General features: G+C 55.1%; 8 protein-coding genes. 4 read left to right on the top strand and 4 right to left on the bottom strand.

Features of this window, described 5'->3' with window-relative positions:
• Positions 1–1,017: hypothetical protein (locus V6D20_01215; GenBank protein ID HEY9814417.1), on the top strand; the 1,017-nt coding region annotated here is incomplete at its 5' end.
• 76 nt (positions 1,018–1,093) lie between these two features.
• Here the strand turns inward: V6D20_01215 and V6D20_01210 are convergent.
• Complete coding sequence (locus V6D20_01210; GenBank protein HEY9814416.1) at positions 1,094–1,960, bottom strand: 6-carboxytetrahydropterin synthase; 867 nt, start codon at positions 1,958–1,960, stop codon at positions 1,094–1,096.
• Positions 1,961–2,220: 260 nt separating this feature from the next.
• On the opposite strand from V6D20_01210, the gene V6D20_01205 reads away from it, so the two are divergent.
• Positions 2,221–2,982, top strand: coding sequence for a MinD/ParA family protein (locus V6D20_01205; GenBank protein HEY9814415.1), 762 nt, complete (start codon positions 2,221–2,223; stop codon positions 2,980–2,982).
• Here the strand turns inward: V6D20_01205 and V6D20_01200 are convergent.
• On the bottom strand, positions 2,972–4,402 hold the full coding sequence (locus tag V6D20_01200) for an AMP-binding protein (GenBank protein HEY9814414.1): 1,431 nt from the start codon (positions 4,400–4,402) through the stop codon (positions 2,972–2,974). The genes V6D20_01205 and V6D20_01200 overlap by 11 nt on opposite strands.
• Positions 4,372–5,319 (bottom strand): o-succinylbenzoate synthase, encoded by a 948-nt coding sequence (locus tag V6D20_01195; GenBank protein ID HEY9814413.1) that lies wholly within the window; start codon positions 5,317–5,319, stop codon positions 4,372–4,374. The genes V6D20_01200 and V6D20_01195 overlap by 31 nt, the downstream gene beginning before the upstream one ends.
• 229 nt (positions 5,320–5,548) lie before the next feature.
• On the opposite strand from V6D20_01195, the gene rplU reads away from it, so the two are divergent.
• Positions 5,549–5,953 (top strand): 50S ribosomal protein L21, encoded by a 405-nt coding sequence (gene rplU, locus V6D20_01190; protein HEY9814412.1) that lies wholly within the window; start codon positions 5,549–5,551, stop codon positions 5,951–5,953.
• A 97-nt stretch (positions 5,954–6,050) separates the two neighbouring features.
• The gene (gene rpmA / locus V6D20_01185) at positions 6,051–6,317 is read left to right on the top strand and encodes a 50S ribosomal protein L27 (GenBank protein HEY9814411.1); all 267 of its coding nucleotides are present in this window, start codon (positions 6,051–6,053) and stop codon (positions 6,315–6,317) included.
• A 235-nt stretch (positions 6,318–6,552) separates the two neighbouring features.
• On the opposite strand, the gene V6D20_01180 is transcribed toward rpmA, so the two are convergent.
• Positions 6,553–6,887, bottom strand: a 335-nt coding sequence (locus V6D20_01180; GenBank protein HEY9814410.1) for an EAL domain-containing protein, incomplete at its 5' end; no start/stop codon positions are given.

The raw sequence follows: 6,887 nt of genomic DNA, 5'->3' as shown, positions 1-6,887 counted from the left end.
GCCGGGGGCAGTAAGCTATCGCCTGATCTCCAGCGTCAGATTGAGGCCGGTCTGCGAGGTGGGCAAGATGGCCCTTCAGCGGCAACGGGATGGGGGCAGCATTACCACCGTCCTGAGTTGGTCAGTCAATATGCCGAGTCGCTCCAGGCTCCCCTGCGATCGCGGGTGAGTTTTTCGGGGTTAAGGGTCGTTTTAGATCTGGCTTGGGGCGCAGCGGCAGAGGTTGCCCCGCAAGTGTTCCGCCAACTGGGCGCTGAGGTGATCTGCCTGCACAATCGTCCCGACGGCGATCGCATTAATGTTAACTGTGGATCAACCCATCTAGGGCCCCTGCGGGCAGCGGTGCAAGAGCATCAAGCCGATCTAGGGTTTGCCTTCGATGGCGATGCCGATCGGGTACTGGCAGTCGATCGCCAAGGTCGAGTCGTTGATGGCGACTATATTCTGTATTTCTGGGGACAACTGCTGCGCCAACAAAACCAGCTCCCTCAAAACCTGATTATCTCCACCGTGATGGCGAATCTGGGGTTTGAGCACGCCTGGCTGCAGCAGGGTGGACAGTTAATCCGTACCGCCGTTGGTGATCAGCATGTCCATGCCGAAATGGTGCGCCAAGGGGCCATGTTGGGCGGTGAACAGTCGGGTCATATCCTCTGTCCCCACTACGGCGTCTCTGGAGATGGTCTGCTCACGGCGCTGCACTTGGCGGCATTGGTGCAGCAATCAGGGCTATCCTTGGCTGAATGGATGGATCAAAGCTTCCAGACCTATCCTCAACTGCTGAAGAATGTGCGCGTTGAAGATCGCGATCGCCGTCTGCAGTGGCACACCTCTGAGATGCTCCAAGAAGCGATCGCCCAAGCCGAAGCTGCCATGGTAGATCAGGGTCGTGTCCTCGTGCGGGCCTCGGGTACCGAGCCGTTAATTCGGGTCATGGTCGAAGCAGCCAGCGAAGAACTCACTCACTACTGGACGAACACACTGGTCTCCGTGGTCGAGCAATACGCCGCTTGCTAACCTAGTTCGTTCATACACCTGTCTCGACGTCCCCCTTAAGCCAAGACTTGAGGGGGATCGGCAAGGTATTTCAGCCTTACACCAAAGCAGGCACTTGAGCTTGAGTTGCAGGAGTTCCCGATTCCACCGCCGAGCCGTAGACCTCGCAAGAATTGTTCGGACTTTCAATCAACCGAACTTTATAGAGCGTTGCGCCAATCTCGCGGATTGGGGCTTCCAACACTTGGCGAATGTACACAGCAATCTGTTCCGCCGTGGGCACAATCTCCTTAAAGTAGGGAATGTCATAGTTAAGGAAGGTGTGATCCAGCGGTTCCGTGACATAATCCTGAACGATCTGTTGAAACGCACCGAGATCGGCAATCATGCCCGTGCGTTCATCCATCTCTCCCGCGATCGTCACCTCCAGATGGTAGTTGTGACCATGACCATGGACTCGGGCACATTTACCGTAGATCTCTAAATTTTCTTCTAAGGACAGATGGGGCAAGGCCAACCGGTGGGCGGCGCTGAAGTGGGTGCTCAGTGTTAGATGTGCGTTCATAGATTGTCCGTGGTATTCTGCCCAAAGTTCAGGATGTTCAAAAAGCTGAATGCGAACCAGCGGCAGGTGAGGGGCAAGACGCTGCCAGATTACCCGCGCGAGGTTCTCGGTTGTAGGTAAGCTTTGGCTAAATTCTGGCCAAGCTTGGTTGAGGGAAGAAAAATCGAGTTGGCTGGTCACCTCTCGCTTAATGACATGCTTCACATCCGATAGGTTGAGCACCATGCCATATTGGTCAAGGTCTCCCTCCATCGAAACGTAGAGGACGTAGTTGTGACCATGGCCTGGAGCGTCAGCACAGCGACCAAACCGTTCAGCATTCTCCGCATCGCTTAGCTCTGGCAACCAATATCGATGGCTCGCTGAGAACTGGGCCCGACGATTGATGATGCATTTCATAGGCGTAAGGGGCGGACTTGTGAAGTTCCGTAAAGCAGCTTCTTTCAGAATACCGAATTATCTGGTAGATGACCCGATCGCCTCTTCAATCGTTTCAATTCGAATGTCTTGGAGATTGCATCCAGATCTTTACCTTGAACAAGGGCGATCGCTGACGATTGAGCTACCTCTGAAGCCTAGACAACCCATATACTATTGGGGAAGGTCGAGACTTTACGTCGAATAGACGCCAGCCCTATTGTTGTTATTCGAGGATGTTCATGTCTAGAGTGATTTCGATCCATTCCTATCGGGGTGGAACCGGCAAGTCAAACTCCACCGCAAACCTAGCAGCATTAGTGGCCGCCAAAGGGAAACGCGTTGGGATTGTAGACACGGACATTCAGTCACCTGGCATTCATGTACTGTTTGGGTTTGATGATCAAAAAATTGATCGATCGCTCAATGATTACCTCTGGGGGCGCTGTTCAATTGCTGATGTTGCCTATGATGTCACCTATGCCATCGGCGAACGGGCTCAGCCTACCAGCAAAATCTACTTGATCCCCGCCAGCGTCAAGGCAGGTGAAATTGCCCGGGTGTTGCGAGAGGGCTATGATGTCGGCTTGCTCAATGAAGGATTTCAAGACCTGATTGAAAATCTAGAGCTAGACTATCTGTTTATCGATACCCATCCGGGTCTCAACGAAGAAACCCTGCTGTCTATCACCATTTCTGATGTGCTGTTGCTCATCCTCCGGCCAGATTCACAAGATTACCAAGGCACCGCCGTGACGGTGGATGTAGCTCGTAAGCTAGAGGTGCCTAACTTGTTGATGGTGGTGAACAAGGCTCCCACTGTGTTTGACTTTGATGAACTGAAACTCCGGGTTGAGCAAACCTATGGCGCAACTGTGGCGGGTGTTTTACCCCATTCGGATGAAATGATGGTGTTGGCCAGTAGCGGCCTCTTTTCGGTGAAATATCCAGACCACAGCTTTACGCAAGTGCTGCGCAATATTGTTGCCCATCTCATGGCTTAACCATGACCTGTTGAGCCATCCACTGATGGGCGATCGCTTTTAAAGCCGCGCGCTGGAGCTTTTCTTGGGAATTACGGGGCAAGGAATCCACAGGAATCCAATGTTTAGGATGCTTAAAGCGACTGAGATGCGGGCGGAGGGCGATCGCCATGTGGGCCAACATCTGATCCTCAGCGGGAGTTCCCGCAGTGGGCACGTAGACCGCCGTCACCGCCTCTCCCCAATGGCGATCGGGCAGACCGACGATGCCAATATCCGCTACGAGTCCTGTAGACCGAATAGCGGCTTCTACCTCCTCTGGAGAAACATTTTCGCCACCGGTGATCAGGGTGCTGCTTCTGCGTCCTACCAGATGGAGATCACCGGCGGAGGTTAGATAGCCTAGATCATCGGTGAGCAAGGGCTGGCCGGCGATCGCTTCCCCATCCGGTGATTCCGGTAGATAGCCAAGGCACTGGGATGTGCTGCGCAACACCACGCGCCCAGGCTGGTAAATGGGGAGAGGCTGGCCTTGGTCATCCACGATGGCGATCGCACAGTGGGGTAGGGCCGGGCCACAACTGCGATCGCCCTGTAAAAAACGGTGAGGTGATAGGGTGGCAACCTGGGCAGCCGTTTCCGTCATGCCATAGGTCAGGGCAATGGGAATCTGGCGGCACTGGGCATCATCCAACAAGGTCGGCCAGGCTGGCGCACCGCCAAGTAAAACGGCACGAAACTGGGATAGCCACAGGGAAGACGAAGGTTGATCTAGCAGCCGCTGGAGCTGGGTTGGCACAAGGGAGATAAAAAACTGTTGGGGATCAAACCCTGGGGGGCCATGCTCCATCAAGTCTGGCAAGGTGGCGATCGCTAGCTGTCCCTGGGATTGCCAGACTCGCATCGCCTGCATCAGACCACTGACATGGTAGAGCGGCAGTAGGCAACAGCTTTTGACGGACTGGCAGTGGAAATGCTGCTGAAAACCCACGGCGGCAGCCATGAGCGTTGCCCAGGTGTGGATGGCAAACCGCAACTGCCCTGAGGTTCCTCCGGTGGGAATCAGAATCCAGCCGGGAGGCAGGGGCGTGGCCGTGCAAGGCAGAGTTAAGGATGGTGGTGATGATCCCCAAACGTGCGTGGGTTGCGCTACGTCTAGCACCGTCTGCCATTCCGCGATCGCCCACTTAGGGTTACCCAACACCACCGGACAGCCGGACTGACAAGCCGCTAGAAAACTGGCCAAATAGGCGGCGGGACTGTCGTCAGCGATCGCCACCGTGGGCAGCACTCCTGCCTGGATCCATGGCTGAACGTCAGCGTGGCGAGCATCTAAGACCTGCTGAAACTGGATCTGCAGATCCGAGGCGCGATCGCCCAGCAGCCACGATCGCCCTCGGCATTGCTGCTCTACGTCCTTAGGGGTGGGAGCGTTGCCCATAGATCCTCATCCTCCAATCCGTGACACCCTGCATCGACAAACCAATGATTGATCCCAAACCCTACGGCGCGATCGCCCGCCACGGGGGCAAGATGCTGGGCAATAAATCGCTGGGTCATGGGTGTTTCAAACACAGACGACCATACAACATCCAGCCCTACGTCGGTGCAAACCTGGCGAATCGTTTGGGGAAAACCGGCGATCGCTGGCTTGACGACTCCAATCCCCCGCCAGCCTTGCTGATGCCAATGCCGCACATGGTGCATAGTGGCTAGTGACTCATCGAGGGCAATGGGCGTGGTGTAGCGATCGCCCAACTGCTGCATCTGCGGCACCTGATCTGCTGGCAGGGGCTGTTCCAAAAATTCAATCACCGGGGTGGCCTGATTGAGGCGATCGCAGACCTGCAACCAAGCGATCGCCGCCGCCTGATCCAAGCCGCCATTCGCGTCCAGCCGCAGTTTTGCGCCTAGGGGCCAATCCTGTAACCGTTGCTGCAGCCATTGCTGTTCCTGCTGCAGGGGCTGCACCCCAATTTTCCACTTATAGGTGCCTGGCACGAGGGGAACCTGCAGGGCCGCGGCTCCCGTAGGCAGCAGTTGACTGCAGGTCCAGGTGATCGGGGATCGCACCTCATGACCCAGCCGCTCCAGCGCCATGCCCAAGCCAAACTGAGTGGCTGGCAGCGTATCGGGAATCTGCATGATCTGCTCCGCCGTCACCATCGGCAGGCAACGCTGACAAAACGCGATCGCCCTTTCCAACGACTCACTACCCAACCAAGGCAGAGGCGCAATTTCCCCAAACCCCACCTGCCCCGCCCTGTTCTCCAGCCGCACAATTAAGCCATCCCGCACCTGCCAACGTCCATGACTCGTCTGCAAAGGCATTCGAAAAGGCCGTTGATAGATGCGCACCTCTAGCCGATAGCAGTCCACTGTCCCTCCTTCCTGATCTCGCCGCCTTGATCTGCCAGGGTTTACCTACCAAGCGATCGCGATCCAGCCTTGACATAGCTTCAATCCATCTGTCATGATGAATTGCTAACTATTTATCATGCTCGGATCAGGTGCGGCCCTGTCAACAACTGGTTGCGATCGCCGATCTATCGACCAGTGACCTGTACGGCATCCTACGGAGAATCCCATGGCATACGCAATTATTGAAGCCGGCGGCACTCAACTACGAGTCGAGCCAGGCAGGTTTTATGACCTCAACCGCTTCGACGTGGAAGATGACGGTAGCGTCACCCTCGACCAAGTGCTCTACATCGACAACGATGGAGACATTTCCGTCGGACAGCCCACCATTGCCGGTGCTACGGTAGAAGCGACCGTTCTCCGCCATTTGCGCGGACGCAAAATCATCGTTTACAAGATGCGTCCGAAGAAGAAAACGCGGAAAAAGCAAGGTCACCGTCAAGAACTAACCCGCTTGATGATCAACTCGATCAATCTCAATGGCACCGTGCTAGCTGGAACAGAAGCAGCAGCGGCTCCTGCGGATGTAGATGGAGCAGATGAACCGCAGGACGCGGTGGTTGCAGATTAGTCCAACGACGTCCAAGGTTCGTTAGGCTAAGATAGGATGCTGAACAAACTGAGAGTCAGCGTTGTTGTGAATACGTGCATGGAGTTGAGAGAGAGCTATGGCTCATAAGAAAGGAACAGGCAGTACTCGGAACGGTCGGGACTCTAATGCTCAGCGACTCGGCGTTAAGCGCTTCGGTGGGCAAGTCGTTCGGGCTGGCAACATTTTGATCCGCCAACGAGGCACCAAAGTTCATCCTGGTGTTAACGTGGGTCGCGGCAGTGATGACACACTGTTTGCCCTCGTCGATGGTGTTGTAACCTTCGAACGTAAAGGCCGCAGCCGTAAGCGGGTCAGCGTTTACCCAGCTATGGCTGAAGCTTAGATCGCTTTCGTTATCTAACGATCGGTCATTGATATCCATGAAAACGGAGTCCTGCTAGGGGCTCCGTTTTTTCATGGGATCTCGTAGGCGGCGCAAGCAGCCCAAGAGCAACACCATCCCAGGGACGATGCTGATCTGAGCGAAGTCGTATCTAGCATCTAGCTCTGGTTCCCTGAGCGAAGTCAAAGGGAACCAGAGATCAGGGAACAAAACTCGGGGAACGATGGCTGTAACTTCACGTGGGTCGCGATGACCGGACTTCTGTGGATGAATAGTCCAAGCTCAAGGGTTGGTTGAACAATGAGACACCAAGCAGCGGTTGCACTGACTCCGGTGGCATAGGTTTTGCAAAGAGGAAGCCTTGACCACGAGCACAGTTCAGCCGCTGGAGATCCCTAAGCTGGGGCAAGGATTCAATCCCTTCTGCAATCACCTGAATCCTCAAGGTTTGGGCGATCGCCATAATGGCCGGCACCAGATTCACAGATTGGCTAGAGGTATGACTTAACCGCTGAATAAAAGATTTGTCAATTTTGAGCAGATCAAACGGGAAGGCATGTAAATAGCTGA

It is taken from the genome of Candidatus Obscuribacterales bacterium (assembly GCA_036703605.1).
Classification (GTDB): domain Bacteria; phylum Cyanobacteriota; class Cyanobacteriia; order RECH01; family RECH01; genus RECH01.
The sequence above is the reverse complement of the archived record's forward strand: the minus strand, read 5'-3'. Positions and strand labels throughout refer to the sequence as shown.